At 59.8% G+C, this 20,186-nt stretch carries 15 protein-coding genes and 1 riboswitch; of the genes, 8 read left to right on the forward strand and 7 right to left on the reverse strand.

The window, feature by feature from the left end; all coding sequences use genetic code 11:
- Positions 1 to 48: 48 nt before the first annotated feature.
- On the forward strand, positions 49 to 1,470 hold the full coding sequence (gene hldE, locus FHL07_RS14660; RefSeq protein ID WP_095000925.1) for a bifunctional D-glycero-beta-D-manno-heptose-7-phosphate kinase/D-glycero-beta-D-manno-heptose 1-phosphate adenylyltransferase HldE: 1,422 nt from the start codon (positions 49 to 51) through the stop codon (positions 1,468 to 1,470).
- Between the two features lie 110 nt (positions 1,471 to 1,580).
- On the opposite strand, the gene FHL07_RS14665 is transcribed toward hldE, so the two are convergent.
- The 4 genes from FHL07_RS14665 to FHL07_RS14680 all read right to left on the reverse strand — a co-directional run bounded on the left by FHL07_RS14665 (position 1,581) and on the right by FHL07_RS14680 (position 5,020).
- A complete protein-coding gene (locus tag FHL07_RS14665) occupies positions 1,581 to 2,537 on the reverse strand; it encodes a metal ABC transporter ATPase (RefSeq protein ID WP_095000926.1) in 957 nt (318 codons plus the stop codon).
- Positions 2,538 to 2,578: 41 nt separating this feature from the next.
- Complete coding sequence (locus tag FHL07_RS14670; protein WP_095017692.1) at positions 2,579 to 3,391, reverse strand: aldo/keto reductase; 813 nt, start codon at positions 3,389 to 3,391, stop codon at positions 2,579 to 2,581.
- Complete coding sequence (locus FHL07_RS14675) at positions 3,388 to 4,563, reverse strand: NAD(P)/FAD-dependent oxidoreductase (protein WP_138738628.1); 1,176 nt, start codon at positions 4,561 to 4,563, stop codon at positions 3,388 to 3,390. The genes FHL07_RS14670 and FHL07_RS14675 overlap by 4 nt, the downstream gene beginning before the upstream one ends.
- A 124-nt stretch (positions 4,564 to 4,687) precedes the next feature.
- Entirely contained in the window at positions 4,688 to 5,020 is a 333-nt protein-coding gene (locus FHL07_RS14680) for a DMT family transporter (RefSeq protein WP_095000929.1), read from the reverse strand.
- A 145-nt stretch (positions 5,021 to 5,165) separates the two neighbouring features.
- Here FHL07_RS14680 and waaA point away from each other — a divergent pair, with 145 nt between their 5' ends.
- On the forward strand, positions 5,166 to 6,443 hold the full coding sequence (gene waaA / locus FHL07_RS14685; RefSeq protein ID WP_095017690.1) for a lipid IV(A) 3-deoxy-D-manno-octulosonic acid transferase: 1,278 nt from the start codon (positions 5,166 to 5,168) through the stop codon (positions 6,441 to 6,443).
- Here the strand turns inward: waaA and FHL07_RS14690 are convergent.
- Positions 6,440 to 11,122, reverse strand: coding sequence for a dermonecrotic toxin domain-containing protein (locus tag FHL07_RS14690; RefSeq protein WP_138738629.1), 4,683 nt, complete (start codon positions 11,120 to 11,122; stop codon positions 6,440 to 6,442). The genes waaA and FHL07_RS14690 overlap by 4 nt on opposite strands.
- A 113-nt stretch (positions 11,123 to 11,235) precedes the next feature.
- A complete protein-coding gene (locus FHL07_RS14695; protein ID WP_095000932.1) occupies positions 11,236 to 12,672 on the reverse strand; it encodes a TolC family outer membrane protein in 1,437 nt (478 codons plus the stop codon).
- A 172-nt stretch (positions 12,673 to 12,844) separates the two neighbouring features.
- A riboswitch (TPP riboswitch) is annotated at positions 12,845 to 12,950 on the forward strand.
- Between the two features lie 154 nt (positions 12,951 to 13,104).
- On the opposite strand from FHL07_RS14695, the gene thiC reads away from it, so the two are divergent.
- Positions 13,105 to 14,994 (forward strand): phosphomethylpyrimidine synthase ThiC, encoded by a 1,890-nt coding sequence (gene thiC, locus FHL07_RS14700; protein ID WP_095000933.1) that lies wholly within the window; start codon positions 13,105 to 13,107, stop codon positions 14,992 to 14,994.
- 140 nt (positions 14,995 to 15,134) lie between these two features.
- Positions 15,135 to 16,406 carry a putative hydroxymethylpyrimidine transporter CytX gene (gene cytX / locus FHL07_RS14705; RefSeq protein WP_169916129.1) on the forward strand — a complete coding sequence of 424 codons (1,272 nt, stop codon included), beginning with the start codon at positions 15,135 to 15,137 and terminating at the stop codon, positions 16,404 to 16,406.
- 105 nt (positions 16,407 to 16,511) lie between these two features.
- Here cytX and FHL07_RS14710 read toward each other — a convergent pair whose 3' ends face one another.
- The gene (locus FHL07_RS14710) at positions 16,512 to 17,258 is read right to left on the reverse strand and encodes an RsiV family protein (RefSeq protein ID WP_095000934.1); all 747 of its coding nucleotides are present in this window, start codon (positions 17,256 to 17,258) and stop codon (positions 16,512 to 16,514) included.
- A gap of 223 nt (positions 17,259 to 17,481) precedes the next feature.
- Between FHL07_RS14710 and FHL07_RS14715 the strand changes: the two genes are divergently transcribed.
- From FHL07_RS14715 to FHL07_RS14730, 4 genes are all read left to right on the forward strand, one after another.
- Positions 17,482 to 18,099: an NUDIX domain-containing protein gene (locus tag FHL07_RS14715; RefSeq protein WP_095001096.1), complete on the forward strand. Its 618-nt coding sequence runs from the start codon at positions 17,482 to 17,484 to the stop codon at positions 18,097 to 18,099.
- A complete protein-coding gene (locus FHL07_RS14720) occupies positions 18,090 to 18,542 on the forward strand; it encodes a DUF1249 domain-containing protein (RefSeq protein WP_095000935.1) in 453 nt (150 codons plus the stop codon). The genes FHL07_RS14715 and FHL07_RS14720 overlap by 10 nt, the downstream gene beginning before the upstream one ends.
- 114 nt (positions 18,543 to 18,656) lie before the next feature.
- Positions 18,657 to 19,472 (forward strand): 3',5'-cyclic-AMP phosphodiesterase, encoded by an 816-nt coding sequence (gene cpdA, locus FHL07_RS14725; protein WP_095000936.1) that lies wholly within the window; start codon positions 18,657 to 18,659, stop codon positions 19,470 to 19,472.
- A gap of 95 nt (positions 19,473 to 19,567) precedes the next feature.
- Positions 19,568 to 20,176, forward strand: coding sequence for a YqiA/YcfP family alpha/beta fold hydrolase (locus tag FHL07_RS14730; RefSeq protein ID WP_138738630.1), 609 nt, complete (start codon positions 19,568 to 19,570; stop codon positions 20,174 to 20,176).
- Positions 20,177 to 20,186: the final 10 nt, after the last annotated feature.

Below are 20,186 nucleotides of genomic sequence, written 5' to 3' on the forward strand. Positions count from 1 at the left end.
ACCCTGTGTTAATATCGCGCCCCTGTTCATTTTGTATGTGGGTTGTCCATGAAGTTGTCCATGCCGCGATTCGATCAAGCCCCTGTCTTGGTGGTAGGCGATGTCATGCTCGACCGTTATTGGCATGGCGGGACCTCACGGATTTCCCCTGAGGCGCCGGTGCCGGTGGTCAAGGTCGAGCAAATCGAAGACCGCCCGGGCGGCGCTGCCAACGTTGCGCTCAACATCGCTGCACTGGGCGCGCCTGCCTCGCTGGTGGGGGTGACCGGCGACGACGAAGCCGCCGACAGCCTGGCCAACCGGCTCAAGGGCGCGGGTGTTCGAGCACTGTTCCAGCGTATTGCGCACCAGCCGACCATCGTCAAGCTGCGGGTCATGAGCCGTCACCAGCAATTGCTGCGTATCGATTTCGAAGAACCGTTTGCCACCGACGCCCTGGCGTTGGGTGCTGAAGTTGAAAACCTGCTTGAAGGCATCAAGGTGCTGGTGCTGTCCGACTACGGCAAGGGTGCCCTGAAAAACCATCAGGTGCTGATCCAGGCCGCACGTGCCAGGGGCATTCCGGTGCTGGCCGATCCCAAGGGCAAGGATTTCTCGATCTACCGTGGCGCCAGCCTGATTACGCCAAATCTCAGTGAGTTTGAAACCATCGTCGGTGGTTGCACCGACGAGGCCGACCTGGTGGCCAAGGGCGCCAAGCTGATGGCAGATCTGGACCTGGGTGCCTTGCTGGTGACCCGTGGCGAACATGGCATGACCCTGTTGCGTCCGGGCTTTGCCGCCATGCACCTGCCGGCCCGTGCCCGAGAAGTGTTTGACGTAACAGGGGCTGGCGATACCGTCATCTCAACCCTGGCCGCAGCCATTGCTGCCGGTGAGGAACTGCCCCACGCCGTGGCCCTGGCCAATCTGGCGGCGGGTATTGTGGTCGGCAAACTGGGTACGGCAGCCATCAGCGCGCCGGAGCTGCGCCGGGCGATCCAGCGCTCAGAAGGGTCGGAGCGTGGTGTGCTGAGCCTTGATCAGCTGTTGCTGGCCATCGAAGATGCGCGGGCGCACAACGAAAAAATCGTCTTCACCAATGGTTGTTTCGATATTTTGCATGCCGGGCATGTGACCTATCTGGAGCAAGCGCGGGCCCAGGGCGATCGTTTGATCGTTGCAGTCAACGATGATGCATCGGTGAGCCGCCTCAAAGGCCCGGGTCGCCCGATCAACAGTGTGGACCGTCGCATGGCTGTACTGGCCGGTCTGGGCGCCGTGGACTGGGTGATCAGCTTTCCTGAAGCCACGCCGGAAAATCTGCTGGCTCAGGTCAAGCCTGACGTGCTGGTCAAAGGCGGTGATTACGGCATCGATCAGGTGGTTGGCGCCGATATCGTGGCCGCCTATGGCGGTACGGTTAAAGTGTTGGGGCTGGTTGAAAACAGCTCGACCACAGCTATTGTCGAGAAAATTCGCGGTCAGTGATCGACCGCACACCCCCTGTGGGAGCGGGCTTGCTCGCGATCGGGTCGACTTGGTCTAACTGAAAAACCGAGTTGTCTGAATCGCGAGCAAGCCCGCTCCCACATTTGTATCTAAGACTTTTTCACCACCTTCCTGAATATCTGCCGCGCCTTGCCGGTCAGGCGCTTGAGCCGTGACTCGGGTTTGGGCGGGGTTAAACCCTGTTGCCGAACCCAATCCTTCCAGCGAATCCGCTCGTCATGGACCACCCAGCCGTCCTGCGGTGCAAAGCTCTCGGCCAGCCGCACGCCACGGGTACTGGCAGGTTGCAGACGGTCTTTGCTCAGGGTGTATAACTCGGCGCAGGGCCGGCCTTCCGTGAGCGGGATCAGGTACAGATCCGGGCGCTTGCGGTCCAGCCGCGCTACCAGTTGATCCCCTTCAAGCCGCTCTTCGACATGGAAAAGGCTCAGGGACTTGGCCTCTTTGGGCACTTCCAGACGCAGGTCGTAAATCAGTTGCAGCGATGCTGTCGGCAAGTGCACGTAGGTCCGTGGCCGCTCCAGCAAGGGCTGGCTGCCACAGCTTACAGGCCGTGTCGCACCGGACAGGGGGGTCAGGCGAAAGGGCATGGCCTCGCGGTAATGCAGCGCGGCGGCGTAGGGCGCAGGCAGCCATGTTTCATTGAACCGCCCGCTCAGCCAGCCTTCGGGGGTTTCCAGCAGGCACTCTTCGGCAATCTCCTGGATGGCTGTGTGCAGGGGCAGGCTGACCTCGTGGGCTGGCACGTAACCAGAGATCAGCTTGAGCACCACATCGCCCCGATCCTGACGACGCTGACGTACCAGCACCCAGTAGTCGCGACCTTGCCAACTCATGGTCAGTCGCACGGATACGCCAAGGTTGGCCAGCTCCAGCGAAAAACGCTCATTATCGGCAACCTTGACCGGGCGGCGCTTTAGCAGGGTCTGCGCGAAGTTCAACGGCATGCCGATGCTTTGATAGCTCAAGCCCTCTGGCGTGGCTTCGACAAATAACGGCAGGGTTTTGAAGTCGCTGGGGTTCTTGCGGATCAGCATGCGCGGCATGTCGGCTCCTCCTTGCGTCGGGGTCGGCCGCGTCGGCGGCTTCAGGTTTTACGCAGAACCTGCGCAACGGTCGCCACGTTATGGGCCAAGTGCAGCGGATTGATGGTGCCGACAATAGCACTGGCAACCCCGTGATGGCCAAACACCAGTTCGAAGCTGGCGCGCACCGGATCGACCCCAGGGCTCAAGCACACATGCCCGCTGGCCAGCGCCTTTTTAACCAGAATGGCCTTGCCGTGGGCCGCGGCGTAATCGATCACCGGCCGCTCGGCCTGTTCATTGAGGTTGTAGGTGACCATCGCGCAATCACCGGTTTCCAAGGCCTTGAGCCCTCCTTCAACGGTTTTGCCCGACAAGCCGAAACCGCGAATCTTGCCCTCGCGTTTGAGTTCGGCCAGGGTCTCGTAGACCTCGCACTCATTGAGAACCGCAAGGTCATTGCCGTCAGAGTGCACCAGCACCAGATCGATAAAGTCCGTTTCAAGACGTTGCAGGCTGCGTTCCACCGAGCGCCGGGTATGTGCGGCGCTGAAATCATGACTCGACTGGCCGTCGACAAACTCTTCGCCGACCTTGCTGACGATCACCCAGTCCTGGCGCTGACCACGCAATAGCGGGCCAAGGCGTTCTTCACTGCGGCCATAGGCGGGGGCGGTGTCGATCAGGTTGATGCCCAGATCGCGGCTGAGCTTGAGCAGCATCTGCGCTTCGTTATCATCCGGAATCTTGAAGCCGCTGGGGTACTTGACCCCCTGGTCGCGACCCAGCTTGACGGTGCCCAGCCCCAGTGGCGAAACCAGCAGGCCGGTACTGCCCAGCGGGCGATGGAAGTCGTGCAGGGTTGGCTGGCTCATGGCAACAGTTGCTCCCACGCGGTTTTTCCCAGGGGTGGACGTGGCAGCGGAGGGAGGGACGGTGCATTGCCCGGTTTGATTCCGTCGTGCTCCAGCGCTTGCAGCACCCGGTCAGAGAAGTCCGGTGCCAGTGCCAGCTTGGTCGGCCAGCCGACCAGCAGACGGCCCTGGTCCGAGAGAAAAGCGTTGTCCGGGCGTACCAGCCCCGACTGCGCAGGCTCGGCACGGTTGACCCGCAACGTGGCCCACTGCGCCTGGCTCAGGTCAACCCAGGGCAGCAGGTTGCCCAGCTCTTTTTTCGCCACGGCGATTTGCTCGGCAGGTTCGCGAGCCACGCCATCGGCTTCGGCGATATCACCGCCCAGATACCACACCCACTCGCCATTGGCCGCGGGGTGAGTGGTTACCGTAATGCGTGGCTTGGGCCCACCGCCCAGGCAGTGGGCGTACAGCGGCTTGAGGCTGGGCCCCTTGACCAGCACCATATGCAGCGGGCGCAGTTGTTGGGCCGGAACGCTGATGCCGACACTGGCCAGCAGCTCGGCATTGCCGCCACCTGCACTGAACACAATACGCTGGGCGTGAATCTCGAGACCGTCGACCCGCAGGCCAATCAGTTCGTCGTTGTCAAACAGCGGCTCAATCACCTGCCCGGCCAGCAGGCCATCCCCCGCCAACTCCGCCAGACGCTCGATCAGGCTCGGGACGTCGACTACCAGCTCCGCCAGGCGATACACCTTGCCTTTGAAACGTGGATCTTGCAGGGCCGGGGGCAACTGGTCGCCCTTGACCTGATCGACCCGGCCACGCACGGCCTTGCTGGCAAAAAAGCTGGTGAGGTTGCCCGCGAGGGTGCCCGGCGACCACAGGTAATGGGCTTCGGAAAGAAGGCGCACACCACTCAGGTCGAGTTCGCCGTCGCCGGCAAGGGCTTCGCGCCAGCGGCGCGGCATATCGGCGATGGCTTCGGACGCCCCGGTCAGGGCACCGTGCAGCGCATATTTGGCGCCGCCATGAATGATGCCTTGAGATTTCACACTCTGCCCGCCCCCCAGGCTTTCACGCTCGACCACAATCGTGGAGAAGCCCTGGCGACGCAGGCGGGCATTGAGCCAAAGGCCGGCAACCCCAGCGCCGACAATCAGCACGTCGGTGGAAATAACAGATGGCATGGGCGACCTCGGCGTTTAAAGACAAAGACCGCAAGTATACAGCCTGATCCACAACCTGGCCTGAGCCTGTAAACCTGCGTAGCAGCTGCCGAAGGAACGAGGTGTGGTGTTTTCGTTGCTGGATTCAATGCCCCGCTGTTTTCGAGAACAGTTGAATCACCACCACCCCCAGCACAATCAGGCCCATGCCGAGCATGGCCGGGATGTCGAGTTTTTGCCCGTAGATAAACAGCGCTGCGACACTCACCATCACAATGCCCATACCCGCCCACACCGCGTAAGCCACGCCCACGGGAATGGTGCGCACCACCAGGGTCAGCATCCAGAATGCCGTGGCGTAACCGGCAATCACCAGGATCAGCGGCAGCGGTGTACTGAAACCCTTGATCGCTTTCATGGAGACGGTGGCGATGACTTCGGCGCAAATGGCAATGGCCAGGTAATAGTAGGCGTTCATGGTGGAGTCCTGAGTGTGGAGCGGGGCAATTTAGCAGCAAGGCATTCTAGTAGTTGTGAAAGTGTGTAGTGCGTTCTGGTTGCGACAGGGTAGGGAGTATTCGGTGCCATCATCGTGAATACTTTTTCAAGTAAACTCCGCACCCATGAATAGAACTCTCTACACCTTGCTGTTTCATCTGGGGCTGCCACTGGTGGCGATTCGATTGTGGCTGCGGGCGCGCAAGGCGCCCGCTTATGCCCGGCGTATTGGTGAGCGTTTCGCCTTGAATCTGCCGACCCTGCAGCCGGGGGGGATCTGGGTGCATGCGGTCTCGGTGGGCGAGAGCATCGCTGCCGCGCCGATGATTCGTGAGCTGCTAAAACGTTACCCACAGCTGCCAATCACAGTGACGTGTATGACACCCACCGGGTCCGAGCGGATCCAGGCGCTGTTCGCGAATGAGCCGCGTATTCAGCATTGCTACCTGCCTTACGACTTGCCGTGGGCGGCCGCGCGCTTTTTGAATCGCGTGCAACCCAAACTCGCGGTCATCATGGAAACCGAGTTGTGGCCCAATCATATCCATCAGTGTGCCAAGCGCGGCATACCGGTGGCGCTCGCCAATGCCCGCTTGTCGGCACGCTCGGCCAAGGGCTATGGCCGCTTCGCCCGCCTGACCCGGCCCATGTTGGAAGAAATGAGCCTGATTGCCGTGCAGACCGAAACCGAAGCCGAGCGCTTTCGTCAATTGGGTGCACGACCTGAGTGCGTTGAGGTCACCGGCTCGATCAAGTTTGACCTGACCATCGACCCCCAGCTGCTGGTCGATGCCCGGGAGCTGCGTGAGCAGTGGCAGGCTCTGGCTCGCCCGGTATGGATTGCAGCCAGCACCCACGAGGGGGAGGACGAGATTGTGCTCGCGGCCCATCGGCAATTGCTTGGCCATTACCCCAATGCGTTGCTGATGCTGGTGCCTCGGCACCCGGAGCGCTTCAATCAGGTATTCGAGCTGTGCCAGCGCGAAGGGTTTGCCACGGTGCGCCGTTCCAGTGGCGAGCCGGTCACCGCAAGTACCCAGGTCATGCTGGGTGATACCATGGGTGAATTGCTGTTTTTGTACGCGCTGGCAGACACCGCTTTTGTGGGGGGCAGTCTGGTTCCCAATGGCGGGCACAACCTGCTGGAACCGGCGGCGCTGGCCAAACCGGTGTTGAGCGGGCCACATCTGTTCAACTTTCTGGAAATCAGCGCGATGCTGCGCGACGCCGGAGCACTGGAAGAAGTGGACGACGCCCAAGGGCTGGCGCTGGCGGTACAGCGCTTGTTCGAGTTGCCGCAAGACGCCCGGCGCATGGGCCAGGCGGGCCTTAAAGTCATGCAGCGCAATCAGGGCGCCTTGCAGCGGTTGCTCGATGGCCTGGGACGGTTGATGTCGCGCTAGTCGGCCAGTGGCAGAAACCAGCGTTCGGCCAGGTCTTTACCAATCTGGCCGCGATGCACGTTTACGATGGCAGGGGCAGTTTTAGCCTTGTCCAGCTGGACGATGTAGCTGAATTTTCGCTGCTCTTTTGTCTTCAAGTGAGCGGCCGTGTAGTTCGCTTTCGGGGTATGGGCCTCGTCATAGTGAAAATGGGCATACCACAGCGGGCTGCCCTGGCGGTCGTTGACGGCGTACTCCTGCATGTAGTCCTGCCGCTCACCGGTTAACGGGATGCGCTTGCCTAGCCCCGCTATCTGGACCTGTTTCTCATCAATCAGGTACTGCAGGTTGCCATGGGTCGGCGGCAGTTCGAAGCTCAACTTGATGCGCATCTCCCTGCCTTCCCTGATCATTTTTTGGGCAGCACTGCGCATGCTGTCGATCAGGGTCTGATCGTCCTGGGACCTTGAATCCTCGGCTTGGGTCTGCAGGGCCAAGTGCAGTTCAGTGGCCAGCTTGTCGAGCTTATTGGCTTCGCGAATGAGTTCTTCCTCGACTTCCTGCGGGTAGCGGGTACTCATGCTGTGCACTGTGGCCTTGTGCAGATGCCACTCGGACAAGGCGTAAAGTTTGCGCGCATCACCCTTGATGATATTCAGTGCCCGTGTGCGCGGTGATTCAGTACGCACGGTTTTAATCTCGATCCATTCGTCCTCGTGCTGCAAATAAGTCGACAGTAATTGCTCGTCATAGTCTGAGCGGATTTCAATGACATCACTCAGCCATTCGTTGTCTGCGGGCCGGAGTTCGCCGATCAATTTGCCCTTGCCACGGACATGAATCACTTTTTTGGAGCGACTGCCAGCGGCAGGTGGTGTGCGCTTTCCAGGTCTTTGTGCGGGGGGCTGCGGGGGCGGCTTGATCTCGGCCGCCAGTTGGCGGGTGACATCCTGATAGAGCTCTGTCAGCAACAGACGAAGTTTTTTGAAGTACTCGGGATCCAGTTCATCGGCATACATCAAGCCAATGCCTTCCAGGGCATCCAGCGCCTGGCCGTAGTTCTCCGCGAGGCTGTCCAGTACCTCCAGGCGTTTGTCAGCGTCGATTTCCAGAGTATTGAGCTGGTTATGGGTGTGGGTGTGCTCATTGAGCGGGTCAATGGCGCTATCAAGGCTTTCTTCTGTGAGACTGCTTGCGGAGGGGGTGGAGCTGGCCTGTTTCAGGCAGTCGAGCTGAAAACCCTTGAGGGTCAGGCTGGTATGTCCAGCCGCAGGTATTGAACGGGCCAGTTCGGTAGCGGCAGCGATGCCCGCTTCGCCGAAGTTGTACAACTGCTCCAGATAGCCGTCTCTTTGCTCGATACGTTCTATCGTGATCTCGTTGATTGCCACCTGCTCGCGGTTTGACTGTGCATACCCCTGGGGGTCTGCCTGTACCGCGGCCTCGATATCAGCGTCCTCTGCATTGAACTGCGGCCACTTGTTGATCAGGGCTCTTTGTTCGTTTGCCGAGACAACCAGGGAGATGATCCGGTTGTCGAAGGACTTCTCCAGCATGGAAATCACGATCGTTTCGTGAAAGGGGATATCAAGCTTGCTGCGTTCCTCGGCAGTGGCCAGCAATGCCTGGTAACCGCTCAACTCCGCGTGCAGTGCGGTTTTGAGCCTCTCGCGTAAAGCGGCGAGCTGCTCGGCAGTGAAGCGTGGGTCTGCCATTGCACTTCTCAGGGCGCTGTGGGTGATATCAACGGCCTTCTGCCGCGGAGCTTCAAGGGGGTAAAAGTCAGTCAGCTGTGTTTGCAGTTCACTTTTACGCCGGGCTTTTTGCGCTTGCAGGGACGCTATGCGTCTGGAGAGGCCCCCAGCCTGTAAACGCAGGCGGGTGTCTACAAACCAATTACCTTTACCATCCGTTCTCAGGTTCGGGCCAATGCGATTGATATCGGTGCTTGAAGAGATGGCGACATTATCTTCGCTGTCGATGTGCACGGGGTACAGCCCTTCACCGAGCAAGGCGTGCCACTTCTGATCAATTAAATAAAGCCCCTTGAACAGGCCGTCGGGTATCGGAGGCGGTAAAGTTTCGGGTCGCGCCACCTTGAAACTGGCCAACAGCTCGCGTCTGCTGGCAGTCAGGCGATCGCTGGCGCTGGCGATGCCCAAGTCCAGCTCGGTGCTGCGGGCACCAGGCAACTCGCCGGGCAGGGCCACGATGCCCGTGACAATTTTGGGCGGCTCCGGCTCCGGCCAGATTTCGGCGATACGGGCCGGCGCCTGCGCTCGCAAGGCCTTGCTCATTAACCCTTCTGGAAGTGGTGTGAGTTTCTGCAGAGCCGTCTGGGACTGGTGGAACAGCAACATGCCCAGGTTAAGCAATACATCGGCGGCTGCCAGCTCGCGAGTCGCGGCGTCACTGCTGGCAAGAGCGGGGATGTCCTGGCTGGCCAGTTTCGCGACACTCAGCAAACCGCCGGTCAGCATGATGGGGGGTGGCAAGCCCGGCAGCAGCAACAGGCTGTTGAAAATCAGGCTGCCACCTTCCAGTAGCACCCCCCAGCGGCTTTCCGTATTGGACACCGAATCTGTGTTCGCCTGCTCCACCAGCGCCCTGGCATTACAGCCAAAGAGGTACTGCATCAACTGGCCGTTCTGTAGAAATTGCAGTAACTCGTCGCTGCCGTTGGTGGCCAGCCTGGCAGGACCCGGCCGTTCAATCGGAGCGAACTCACTGCCCAAACCGAAGCGCAGGTAATGTGGCTCCTTGAAGCCGCCGTTGTCGTAGATCGGACGGGCAATGTCACTCAACCAGGTCAGTACGCTGGTTTGCAGAGGCGAGGGCTCGACAATGGCGTCCAGCAGTGCGTCGCGGGTGCTGAACTCCAGCAGTGATGGCGAGTAAAAAGGCCGGTACAGCACATGTGGCCCATACTCGACGTTGGCCGGCTCGATGATAAACATGTTGCCCACAATGTCGGGCAGGGCTTCGGGGTGGCGTAGCAGGGCCAAATGACGAATGACCACTGCCAGTCCTTCGACCTGTTGCTCAGCGGCGCAGGTGTGTACCACTGCGGCCACATGGCGGGCGCCCAGCGGGGTCAGGCCATTTTGTTTTTTCAGGCTCAGTTCCAGCGCTTCCATCGGCAGTTGCACGCTGGTTTGAGTGGCGAAAAACCTTTCGCGCACCAGGGCGTCGGGTGTGTTGCTCAACAGTGCGTTTTCAAGATACTTGGGGTACACCCTGCCGATATCGACCTTTTCGATCAGCCCGCCGCGTCGGGTGATGTAGTCGGGCGTCAACCATCCTGGCAGTGGCTCCCCCAGGCGATGGCGCAGGCTGAGTGCACCTTCGGGCCGACCGATCAGATTTTTCAGGGACAGCTCGGTCAGGCTCATGGTGGTGCTCTCCACGATGCCGATGGTCCCGGGCAGGCCGGTGGCGGACAGAAAAGTCAGCTCGATATCATTGGGTGCAAACTGATCCATGCGCTCTTGCATGGGGATATCTTGCTCGAATTGTCGCTGGTCGGCGCGCATTTGCCAGTGCAACGCGTCGGCGGCATAGGTGTGGATGTCGCTGATGCCATACAGGTAGGTCTTGCCTTCGCTGGCTTGTTTGGCGGCATACAGGGCAAGGCTGTAATGGCGGTAGCGTGCGATGCTGGCCGCTGACGCGTTATTCAGCCATTCGGGCAAGTGGTTTTTGACCGTTGTAAGGCTCTGCAAGGTGGCTTTGGGCGCGTCGGCAAAGTATGCCGAGGTATCCGTGATGGACCTGTAAACCCTTTGCAGTGCCTGCCAGCCGAGACTGGACGGCACTTTTAGCGTGGCTGTGCGTTCAAGTTGCCGGTTCAGAATGGCGGCGGCGCTGGCATCGAAAAAATTGCCCTCCAGCTCAAATTGCTTCATGCGAATTTCTTTTACGGTGTACGAACTGATGATTTTCCTGGCCCAGGCCTGACCCAGTGTGTCCATGCTTTTAAAGGTGAGGGTGTCGCCGTCAGCTTTGCACATCAGCACCTGGTTTCGGGTGACCAGAGCAATCCTTGTATTGAGCCCGGAGTAAACCACCTCAGGATTCAGCAGGGTTGCTTCGAGCCAATAGGCGCGCACAGCGTTCTCGCCATACAGGCGGATACGCTCTTCGAGGTCAGGCGTGGTGATGACCTGGTTGATGGCAGCAAGGGCGGCCGGGTTCAGACCGGTTTGCCGAATTGCCCCAATCGTCAGGGTGTCCCGCATCACATCGCTGAGCCACCGCCAGCGGCTGGTGCCGGTATCGGTTTTTTTTGTCCACCACTGGTGCAGTGCATTCTGCAGGCCGACGGGCAGGCGCCAGGGGAGTTCCTTGACCAGGCTTTCGATAACCTGCATATCCAACTCACCGTCATCGGGCTTGAGCCAGTCGGGGGCGTTATCGGTCAGGTAGTAGGGTTGTGTGTTGACGGGGCTTAAATCCAGCGTGACACCGCTACCCAGGTAATCCAGCACCCGGGGCATGAACGGCTCCAGCGACCAGCCTCCACCGGGCCTGGGCGCGGCCAGGCGGGTGCGTTCGAGGCTGATTCGCAGTGAGGGATAGCGCTGTGCAATGGCCGCTGCGAGCATTTGCCGGGCGACCGTTGTGAGTGGGGGCGGGTTGGCGAACTGTGCCCGTACGGCATTTTCGGGCAGGGCGAGGGAGGGCGAGGGGACTGTAGGCATGAGCGTTCCTGTGTTGCGTTCCAGAAGGTCATACGACCGATGCCGTATTAACTTCTGGAGCGTTCAAGGAACGGTGTTAGCTGGATATGTCAGCCAATCAAATTGCGCGAAAGTCAGTTGCCCGGCGAGCGCAGATTGGCTTCGGCGGCCTTGGCCAGATCCGGTGGCAGAAAGTCCTTGTCCGGGTTGTAGTCGGCTTTCAAATAATGTGACAGCGCTTCCAGATCCCCCGGGTTCAACGTTCCTGCAGCCTGCTTGAGGCGCAGGTTGTCGAGGATGTAGTCGTAGCGACTGTTGTTGTAATCACGTACCGAGTTGTACAGCTGGCGCTGGGCGTCGAGCACGTCGACGATATTGCGTGTACCCACCTGGTAGCCGATTTCCGTGGCTTCCAGTGCGCTCTGGTTGGAGATGATCGACTGTTTGCGTGCCTGCACCTGTTCAACGTCGGTGTTGACCGCGCGGTGCAGGTTGCGGGTGTTTTCCACCACCTGACGGCGCAAGGCTTCACGTTGTTGTTCGGTCTGGTCCAGGCGCGAGTACGACTCGCGCACCTGGGAGCTGGTCAGCCCGCCGCTATAGATCGGGATATTCAACTGCACGCCGATGCTGCGCTGGGACACGTCGCCGCCGTAACGCTGGTTCAGGGCGTTGGGGTTGCTCAAACCGAAAGCGTCGTTGTCGCCGGTTTTGTACTGTGCCACGGCATCGAGGGTTGGCGCATGGCCAGCCTTGCGCTGCTTGAGGGTTTCTTCGGCGGCGTTTACCGCGTAATTGCTGGCCAGCAGGTTGAGGTTCTGCTGCGCGGCGGTGTCTACCCATGACTTGGCGTCATTGGGCATCGGCGGCAGGATCGGCAAGGTGTGACGCATGCCTTCAATCGCATTGTACTGGCGGTTGGTCAGGGTGATCAGCGATTCAAAAGCGTCTTCGACCTGACGCTGGGCCAGCATCCGGTTGGCCCGCGCCGTATCGTAGCTGGCCTGGGATTGCAGCACGTCAGTCTTGTCCGACAGACCCACGTCAAAGCGCTCGCGGGACTGGTCCAGCTGGCGCTTGAACGCGGCCTCTTCGGCCTTGGTCGCCGCCAGTGTGTCCTGGGCGCGCAGTACCGAGAAGTAGGCATTGGCGCTTTGCAGAATCAGGTTTTGCTCGGTGGCCGAGAGTTGCAGTGCAGCCTGTTCGTTGATCGATTCGGCGGCTTTCAACTGGAACCAGCGGTCAATCCGGAAAATCGGCTGTGCCAGCGTGGCCTGGTAGACCATCGCGCTGCGGGTGGTGGTCAACGATGGCTGGTCGATGGCCGTGCGCACGTTGCTCGACTCGGCCCCCCCTGACAGGTTGGGCAGCAAGCCGGCACGGGCCTGGGGCACCACTTCCTTTTGCGCCTCGTAACCGGCGCGGGCCGCCGCCAGGTCGGCGTTGTTGTCGACCGCTTCGTGGTAAACGCTGACCAGGCCGTTTTGGCTGGACAATGGGGCGGTGGTTTCCAGCGCCATTGCGCTGGACGCCCAAGACACGGCGATAGCCAGTGATAGTTTGCGCAGCATGAGCGATCCCTAGTTCAAGAATGCGAAAAATGAAAGCCCGAGTCCGACTCGCGGTTTCAAGAAGTAGCGAGTGTAGTAGTGGTGGCACCTTGCAACAATGCCGTTCTTGCGCCTTTTATCACGCCATTGATTGAGGGGTTGGCGTTCTGCCTCACTCTTCTCTAGACTGGGCCCGTTCTTGTCGGGGTGCCTTGCTATGAGGCTGAGATCGAATAATTTCGGATCCCGTTGAACCTGATCAGGTTAACGCCTGCGTAGGGAACAAGATTTCTCGTCTCCCGGCGAGTCCTCTTGAGTGCTGTCCGGGATTGATTGGTCAAAAAATGATCAATCATTCGAGGCCGTCACTCAGCACCCAGTCCTTGGGTGCATCCGTACATTTTTCAGGTTCTCCCTCCGACAATCCGCCTGGATGCAGTCTGGAGAGCCGTGATGAGTACAAAACCAAAAAACGCGATCAATCTCAGTGATTCGGCCAAGGTCGATGAGCAGTCGGTCAAGCCGTTTACCCGCTCGCAAAAAGTCTACGTACAGGGTTCGCGCCCGGACATTCTGGTGCCGATGCGTGAAGTCAGCCTGGATGTCACACCTACCGATTTTGGCGGTGAAGTGAACGCCCCGGTATTGATCTACGACACTTCGGGCCCGTATACCGACCCGTCGGTGCAAATTGATGTGCGCAAAGGTCTGGGCGATGTGCGCTCGGCGTGGATTGACGACCGTGACGACACCGAGCGCCTGCCGGGCCTGAGCTCCAACTTTGGGCAGATGCGCCTTGAAGATGCAGAGTTGACCAAACTGCGCTTCGCCCACGTGAAGAACCCGCGTCGGGCCAAGGCCGGTGCCAACGTCAGCCAGATGCACTATGCGCGTCAGGGCATCATCACCGCCGAGATGGAATACGTCGCCATCCGCGAAAACATGAAGCTGCAGGAAGCCCGCGCCGCCGGTTTGCTTGACCAGCAGCATCCGGGCCACAGCTTTGGCGCGAGCATCCCGAAAGAAATCACCGCCGAATTCGTGCGTGATGAAATCGCCCGCGGCCGCGCCATCATCCCGGCCAACATCAACCACGTTGAGCTGGAACCGATGATCATCGGTCGCAACTTCCTGGTGAAGATCAACGGCAATATCGGCAACAGTGCGCTGGGCTCTTCTATTGAAGAAGAAGTGGCCAAGCTGACCTGGGGCATTCGCTGGGGATCGGACACGGTCATGGACCTGTCCACCGGCAAGCACATTCACGAAACCCGCGAGTGGATCATCCGCAACTCGCCGGTGCCGATTGGTACGGTGCCGATTTACCAGGCGCTGGAAAAGGTCAACGGCGTGGCCGAAGACCTGACCTGGGAGCTGTTCCGCGACACCCTGATCGAGCAGGCCGAGCAGGGCGTGGACTACTTCACCATCCACGCAGGTGTGCTGCTGCGTTATGTGCCGCTGACCGCCAAGCGCGTGACCGGGATTGTGTCCCGTGGTGGTTCGATCATGGCCAAGTGGTGCCTGGCGCACCACAAAGAAAACTTCCTTTACACCCACTTCGACGAAATCTGCGAAATCATGAAAGCCTACGACGTCAGCTTCTCGCTGGGCGATGGCTTGCGTCCGGGATCGATTGCCGACGCCAATGACGCGGCGCAGTTCGGCGAGCTGGAAACCCTTGGCGAGCTGACCAAGATCGCCTGGAAGCACGACGTGCAGTGCATGATCGAAGGCCCTGGCCACGTGCCGATGCAGTTGATCAAGGAGAACATGGACAAGCAGCTGGAGTGCTGTGACGAGGCGCCGTTCTACACCCTCGGCCCGCTGACCACCGACATTGCGCCGGGTTACGACCACATCACCTCGGGCATTGGTGCGGCGATGATCGGCTGGTTCGGTTGCGCCATGCTTTGCTACGTGACGCCCAAGGAACACTTGGGCCTGCCGAACAAGGATGACGTGAAGACCGGGATCATCACCTACAAGATCGCGGCCCATGCTGCCGACCTTGCCAAGGGTCATCCAGGCGCTCAGATCCGCGACAACGCCCTGAGCAAGGCGCGTTTTGAGTTCCGTTGGGAAGATCAGTTCAACCTGGGCCTGGATCCGGACACGGCGCGCTCCTATCACGACGAAACGCTGCCCAAGGATTCGGCCAAGGTCGCGCATTTCTGCTCCATGTGCGGGCCGAAGTTCTGCTCGATGAAAATCACCCAGGAAGTTCGTATCTACGCCGCCAACCAGCGCATAGATGCCATCGACGTGGATGTGGCCAAAGGCCTGGCCGAACAGGCCGAGCGCTTCAAGCAGGAAGGCAGTCAGCTGTACAAAAAAGTGTGATGTAAGCAGTCCCCTTGTGGGTGCGGGCTTGCTCGCGATTGCAGCACCTCGGTGATTCAGCTGCACCGAGTTGATTGCATCGCGAGCAAGCTCGCTCCCACAGGTTTTTTAGGCGGTTTTCTCTTTGTGGGATTCATTCCTTGAACACACCCGGTACTTACTCTCCCGACCTTGCTGTCCCTCTGGATCGGCGTGCATTCGGCGGTCGCGATTTGTTCTCCCTGTGGTTCTCCCTCGGCATTGGCCTGATGGTGTTGCAGACCGGCGCGTTGCTTGCGCCGGGGCTGGGACTGTCGGGTTCATTGCTGGCGATTTTTCTCGGCACGCTGGTAGGCGTGTCGCTATTGGCTTCGGTCGGTGTGATTGGCAGCGATACCGGCCTGTCGTCGATGGCTGCGCTCAAGCTCAGCCTGGGCAGCCGCGGTGCCATGCTCCCGGCCATGCTCAACGTGCTGCAACTGATCGGCTGGGGCTCGTTTGAAATCATCGTGATGCGCGACGCAGCCAGCCTGCTTGGCGCCCGGGCTTTTGGCGAAGGCAGCCTGTTGAGCAACCCCCTGTTGCTGACGCTGTTGTTCGGCGCCTTGGCCACCTTGCTTGCGGTGAGCGGGCCATTGACCTTTGTGCGCAAGATTCTGCGCAAATGGGGTATCTGGTTACTGCTGGCGGCCTGTCTATGGCTGACCTGGAACCTGTTTGCCAAAGCCGATCTGCCAGCGCTGTGGGCGCAAAAAGGCGATGGTTCGCTGCCGTTCGCAGTGGGTTTTGACATTGCCATTGCCATGCCGCTGTCGTGGTTGCCGCTGATTGCGGATTACTCACGCTTCGGCAAGCGTGCACAAAACGTGTTCGGCGGCACGGCCTTGGGCTTCTTTATCGGTAACTTCTGGCTGATGAGCCTGGGCGTGGCTTACACCCTGGCATTCGCCCCGAGTGGTGAAGTGAATGCGCTGCTGTTGGCGCTGGCAGGGGCCGGGCTGGGGATTCCGCTGCTGCTGATTTTGCTCGATGAGTCGGAAAACGCATTTGCCGATATTCACTCGGCGGCGGTGTCAGGCGGGATTCTGTTGCGTTTGAAAGTCGAACATCTGGCCCTGGCCATCGGCGTGGTCTGCACCTTGATCGCCTGCTTTGCGCCGCTGGCGCAGTACCAGAACTTTCTGTTGCTGATTGGTTCGGTGTTCGCGCCATTGTTCGGCGTGGTGCTGGTGGATCACTTTATCCTGCGCCAGCGCAGTGCCCGGGTTGCGCCTGAGTTGTGGCGCTGGCCGACGCTGCTGGCCTGGCTGGGCGGGGTGCTGACTTATCACCTGCTGGCGAACGTGCTGCCGGATGTAGGCGCAACATTGCCCGCGTTGTTGCTGGCCGGCGGGTTGCAGTGGCTGTTGGGGCGCGGGTCAAAAACGGCCTAGCACACTGTGGGAGCGGGCTAGCTCGCGATGCTGGCGACGCGGTTTTCCAGTGAAACCGTATCGATCCCATCGCGAGCTAGCCCGCTGCCACAGGGGCGGTTGGCGTTACCCGCGACCCGGAAACCACTCTGGCTTTAAGATCCCGTTCAAACGCGAGTACGGAATCTTCAACTCAACATGGCCCTCAGAATACGGCGCAATGCTGTACACGTCGTACTTGAGCACTACGTTGTCTTTGAGCAGCGCTACATGCGGAGTTTTCTCGAACGGCCAGTTTTTCACGAACTCCGGGTCGCTGCCGTAATGGCTGCTGATCAGCCAGTTGTTGTGAGCCACTTTGGCTGCACCCCAGAAAGCCTGTTCCTGACCCGGCAGCAGCATGTCCTGCAGGGTCACGTCCTTTTGCTGTGAGCGCGAGTAGTTGATAAAGCCGCGGCCCGGCATGCCATGGGCGCCCCCGGTATCCAGGTAGCTGGAAAGCTCGACAATCACCAGACCGTCATGCTGCTCGCGTACCTTGGCCTGCAAATAAGTGCTGTTACGGCTGTCGGCCGTACGCAGGAAGTGTTCGCGATAGGCGTTGAGCGAGGGCGCCAGTTTGTCCTCAGGCGAATTGACGGTCATTCGCAACAGGCGATTTTCGATCAGCGCATCGAGCTTGGGGGCGTCGGGAAAATGCAGTGTATCGATGTTCACCAGCGGGCAATCCTGGCCGGTGCAGCCTGCCTTGACTTGCTCGGAAGCGTCATTGGCAAACGCCAACGGCTTTTGCACCGCAGGCTGGAACACGCTTTGGCAAGCGCCCAGGGTCAGGGCGATGCAAGTCATGGAAGCAAACTTTAAAAGCGACATGGTCGTCCTTCATCGTCGGAAGAGTGGGGGAGTGATGGTGGTTCGACTGCCAGCATGGGCATCGGTTCGCCACTAAGCTTATGTAGAGCCAATTAGAGTTGTTTTGCAGGCGATCCGTCTATCCCCGTGTTAGAAAAGAGGCTGCATCCGCAGTCTCTGGCGCGTTAGGATGCGCGATGCCGAGGGTCCGCCCACGGTGAAATTCGCCAGCAAGGGGTTTGTAATGACTGACATCACCAAGGCCAGGCCAAGCACCGTCGAGATCGTAAAGCGCGAGAACGGTTATCAGGGTTTTTACAAGCTTGATCGGGTGCATCTGCGACACGAACTCTTTGCCGGAGGCATGAGTCGCGAGATCAGTCGTGAGGTGTTTGTACGACATGATGCAGTCTGTGTGCTGCCCTACGACCCGCAGCGTGATGAAGTGGTACTGATCGAGCAGTTCCGCGTCGGCGCCCTGGGCAAGACTGACACGCCCTGGCTGATCGAGCTGGTTGCCGGGCTGATCGACAAGGCTGAAGTGCCCGAGGAAGTGGCTCACCGTGAAGGTGAGGAAGAGGCCGGGCTGACGTTCTCGTCGTTGTGGCCGATCACTCGCTACTTCCCGTCGCCGGGGGGCAGCACCGAGTTTGTTCATCTCTATCTCGGGCGTTGCAGCACTGAGGGCGTCGGGGGCTTGCATGGTCTGGAGGAAGAGGCAGAAGATATTCGTGTAACGGTATGGGCGTACGAAGATGCGCTGCAAGCAGTACGTGATGGGCGTATTTCCAATGCAGCGAGCATTATTGCCCTGCAATGGCTGGCGCTTAATCGCGCTGAAGTGAGGGGGTTATGGTCGTAAATGGGGTTCGCGATCGTTATCGGGTCGATCTGATCGGGCTGCAGGCCGCTTGCGAGGCCAACTATGCGCGCCTGATGCGTTTGTTGCCCGAAATGCGCGAGCAACCCGGCCCGCGCCAGATTGCCGTGACCCAGGGCGATCAGATGCTGGGCGTGCTGACGCTGGAGGTGATCCTCGATTGCCCGTACACCAGCACCCTGCGTGTCAGCCAGGAGCACAGCTTGCCGTGGTTGCCGGTGCCTCAATTGCAGGTGCAGGTGTATCACGATGCGCGCATGGCCGAAGTGGTCGCGGCCGAGCATGCGCGGCGTTTTCGCAGCATTTATCCCTACCCCAATATCGCCATGCACCAGCCCGACGAAAAGGCCCAGCTCAATGTGTTTTTGGGTGAGTGGCTAAGTCATTGCCTGGCCTGTGGCCATGAGTACGCAGAAGTGCGCTGAAATCCTGGCAAGCGCACCAAAAAACTGGCCTCTGGATCAAGGCGCTTACTCCCATAATGGCCATACTCAATGGCATAATCGCGCCATTCACTGACCCTCCCCGGGAGAGCCACCTTGCCGAATGTATCCACGCTGACCACCGAAGACCCGGTGCTGCTGGTGCAGCTCTCTGACAGCCACCTGTTTGCAGAAGCGGATGGCTCGCTGCTGGGGCTCAAGACCGCGCAAAGCCTGCAACAAGTGATTGATCTGGTGCAGGCCGAGCAGCCGCATATTGACGGCCTGCTGGCCACTGGTGATCTGACCCAGGACGGCAGTGTCGAGGCTTATCAACGCTTTCGCACACTGACCGCGCCGTTGGCACCCTTTGGCCGCTGGATCCCCGGCAACCACGATCAAGTTGCGCAGATGCGTGAAGCGGCCGTGCAAAGCCGTCTTCTGGAGCCGGTGGTCGATATTGGCAATTGGCGCATTACGCTGCTCAACTCGGCAGTTCCCCACTCCACCCCCGGTTACCTGGAGGACGATCAGTTGCAATTGCTGGCCCAATCCTTGAGCGAAGCCCCCGATCGCCATCACCTGGTGTGCCTGCATCACCACCCGGTGTCGGTGGGCTGCCCGTGGCTGGAGCCGATCGGTCTGCGCAATGCCAAAGAATTCTGGTCGGTCATGGACCGTTATCCCCAGGCCCGGGCGGTACTGTGGGGGCATGTTCATCAGGCGTTCGACCAGCAGCGCAACGACGTTCGATTGCTGGCCACGCCCTCTACCTGCATCCAGTTCGCGGTGGGCAGCCCAGACTTCAAGGTCAGCGGCGAGGCACCGGGCTATCGCTGGCTGCGCTTGCAACCGGACGGCACTCTGCAAACCGGCGTGTCGCGCCTGGCAGATTTCACCTTTGAGCCGGATTACAGCGCCAACAATTACTGAATTATCTTGAAGCGAGTCATTGCCCCTGAGTCAGGCTAAACTGCGCGCCTTTATTGTTGCTGTGTTCAGCTTAACGGGTCTTCGGGGGTCATCGCATGTCAGGTTCCATCTTGTATATCCACGGGTTCAACAGTGCCCCCGAGTCCAAGAAAGCCATGCAGTTGACGTCGGCTATGCACAGCATGGGCCTTGGCGGGCAGCTGCGGGTGCCTGCCCTGCACCATCATCCGCGCCAGGCCATTGCCCAATTGCAGGGCGTAATCAGTGAGCTTGGCAGCCCATTGCTGGTCGGCAGCTCGCTCGGCGGCTACTATGCGACATGGCTGGCCCGCCAATACGGCCTCAAGGCCTTGCTGATCAATCCGGCCGTCAGCCCGCACCGGATGTTCGACGGCTATCTGGGCACGCAAACCAATCACTACAGCGGCGAAACCTGGGAACTGACCCTCGATCACGTGCAGGCGCTGGCAGAACTTGAAGTGCCAGCCCCTCAGGACGCGCAGCGTTGTCAGGTGTGGTTGCAGACAGGCGATGAAACCCTGGACTACCGCTACGCTGAACAGTACTACGCGGCATGTACGTTGCGTATTGAGGCGGGCGGTGATCACAGTTATCAGGGCTTTGCCCAGCAGCTGCCCGACTTGCTGAACTTTGCAGGGATCGGCGCCGAACAGTTTGAAACCATCGACTTCGCGGCCCTTTAAGGCGCCCGTC

The sequence above is a fragment of the Pseudomonas sp. FSL W7-0098 genome, assembly GCF_005930585.1.
Classification (GTDB): Bacteria; Pseudomonadota; Gammaproteobacteria; order Pseudomonadales; family Pseudomonadaceae; genus Aquipseudomonas; species Aquipseudomonas bubulae.

Excerpts from the sequence above, each read along its gene's own strand:
- FHL07_RS14730 (WP_138738630.1), top strand. The coding sequence starts at position 19,568 with ATGTCAGGTTCCATCTTGTATATCCACGGGTTCAACAGTGCCCCCGAG.
- FHL07_RS14680 (WP_095000929.1), bottom strand. The coding sequence starts at position 5,020 with ATGAACGCCTACTATTACCTGGCCATTGCCATTTGCGCCGAAGTCATC.
- FHL07_RS14715 (WP_095001096.1), top strand. The coding sequence starts at position 17,482 with ATGACTGACATCACCAAGGCCAGGCCAAGCACCGTCGAGATCGTAAAG.
- waaA (WP_095017690.1), top strand. The coding sequence starts at position 5,166 with ATGAATAGAACTCTCTACACCTTGCTGTTTCATCTGGGGCTGCCACTG.
- hldE (WP_095000925.1), top strand. The coding sequence starts at position 49 with ATGAAGTTGTCCATGCCGCGATTCGATCAAGCCCCTGTCTTGGTGGTA.
- FHL07_RS14675 (WP_138738628.1), bottom strand. The coding sequence starts at position 4,563 with ATGCCATCTGTTATTTCCACCGACGTGCTGATTGTCGGCGCTGGGGTT.
- thiC (WP_095000933.1), top strand. The coding sequence starts at position 13,105 with ATGAGTACAAAACCAAAAAACGCGATCAATCTCAGTGATTCGGCCAAG.
- FHL07_RS14670 (WP_095017692.1), bottom strand. The coding sequence starts at position 3,391 with ATGAGCCAGCCAACCCTGCACGACTTCCATCGCCCGCTGGGCAGTACC.
- FHL07_RS14695 (WP_095000932.1), bottom strand. The coding sequence starts at position 12,672 with ATGCTGCGCAAACTATCACTGGCTATCGCCGTGTCTTGGGCGTCCAGC.
- FHL07_RS14665 (WP_095000926.1), bottom strand. The coding sequence starts at position 2,537 with ATGCCGCGCATGCTGATCCGCAAGAACCCCAGCGACTTCAAAACCCTG.
- FHL07_RS14690 (WP_138738629.1), bottom strand. The coding sequence starts at position 11,122 with ATGCCTACAGTCCCCTCGCCCTCCCTCGCCCTGCCCGAAAATGCCGTA.
- FHL07_RS14710 (WP_095000934.1), bottom strand. The coding sequence starts at position 17,258 with ATGTCGCTTTTAAAGTTTGCTTCCATGACTTGCATCGCCCTGACCCTG.
- FHL07_RS14720 (WP_095000935.1), top strand. The coding sequence starts at position 18,090 with ATGGTCGTAAATGGGGTTCGCGATCGTTATCGGGTCGATCTGATCGGG.